A 1,551-nucleotide genomic window follows, 5' to 3' on the forward strand; every position below is an offset into this window, starting at 1 on the left:
AGAAAACTGTCAACAAGGTTCTCAAAGCAGCCAGAGAAAAACACCTTGAATGGCCGCTTTCAGAGAACCTGACTGACGACGTCTTGGCAAATCAGCTTTTTCCAGATACAAAGAAAACAGCTGATACTTCGAAGAAGCGAATGCCAGACTATGACCACATACGCAAAGAGCTGCTCCGTAATGGAGTCAACAAAAAGCTTTTGTGGACAGAATACCTGGAGGACTGCCGACTTTCTGGCGATGTTCCACTTATGTATTCTCAATTCTGTTACCACATCCAACAGGATGAACAGAAACGCCGGGCAACCATGCATATCAGCAGAAAACCTGGAGAACAGGTTGAAGTTGACTGGGCTGGGGATTCGGCCCGCATCATTGACCCTGATACAGGAGAGATTATAGATGCTTTCCTGTTTGTTGGTGTCATGACTTACAGTCAGTATCCATATGTTGAAGCATTCATCAATGAGAAACAGACTGCCTGGATTACTGCACACATCCACATGTACGAATACTTTGGAGGTGTTGCCAGAATTCTTGTACCAGATAACTGCAAGACTGCAGTGATTCATAACAAAAACTGGTACGACCAACGTGTTAATACTGTTTATCATGAGATGGCGGAACACTATGGTACAGCTGTCATCCCTGCCCGGGTAAGGGCACCCAAAGATAAACCAAATGCTGAAGGATCCGTAGGGAATATCTCTACCTGGATTACTGCAGCATTACGCGATGAGCAGTTCTTCTCTTTGCCAGAATTAAACTGTGCCATTCGAGAAAAGTTGGAAGCATTCAGCCATCGGCCATTCCAAAAGAAGGAGGGTAGCCGGTATGAACTCTTCCACGACGAAGAACTGCCATTGCTGGCACCTTTACCTGCTACCCCGTATGAACTGGCGGAATGGAAACAAGCCACCGTTCAATTCAATTATCACATATCTTACGATGGAATGCTATACTCGGTTCCATATGAATACATTAAACGCAAGATTGATGTCCGGGTTACAGATAAAACGATCGAAGTTTTTTACAACCACAACCGCATTGCCTCCCATCGACGGCTCCATGGCCGCAAGGGACAATACAGCACAATTACGGAACATATGCCAAAAGACCATCAGGAATATCTGGAATGGAATGGCGATCGCTTCCGTAAGTGGGCAGAGCGAATTGGTGTCAATACGTGCACTGTGGTTCATGCAATCCTTAACTCCCAACGTGTGGAGCAACAGTCCTACCGAAGCTGTATGGGACTTCTGAAGCTGGCAGACAAGTATTCTGTCGACCGGTTGGAAAGTGCCTGTAAAAAGGCTCTCAGCTATACAGCCACGCCAAGCTACAAGAGCATTAAAAACATCCTTGCAGCTGGACAGGACAAGCTCATACAAGAATCTAATGTTACTCATACATCAGAAATCACACAGAATAAACATGCCCTCACAAGAGGTGCAGACTATTACAGGAGGTAAGTACCATGACAAACCAAAGTACGATTGATAAATTAATTGAAATGCGGCTGACAGCTATGTCAGATGCTTTCCGTAACCA

The 1,551-nt window shown here is 45.2% G+C and carries 1 protein-coding gene; it reads left to right on the plus strand.

Annotated features, from left to right (window positions below):
- The coding region (istA, locus tag BQ9856_RS00045; RefSeq protein WP_139348619.1) for an IS21 family transposase at window positions 1-1,472 on the plus strand (1,472 nt) is incomplete at its 5' end.
- Window positions 1,473-1,551: the final 79 nt, after the last annotated feature.

Source organism: Clostridium sp. Marseille-P2415 (assembly GCF_900155545.1).
Taxonomy (GTDB): Bacteria; Bacillota; Clostridia; order Lachnospirales; family Lachnospiraceae; genus Lacrimispora.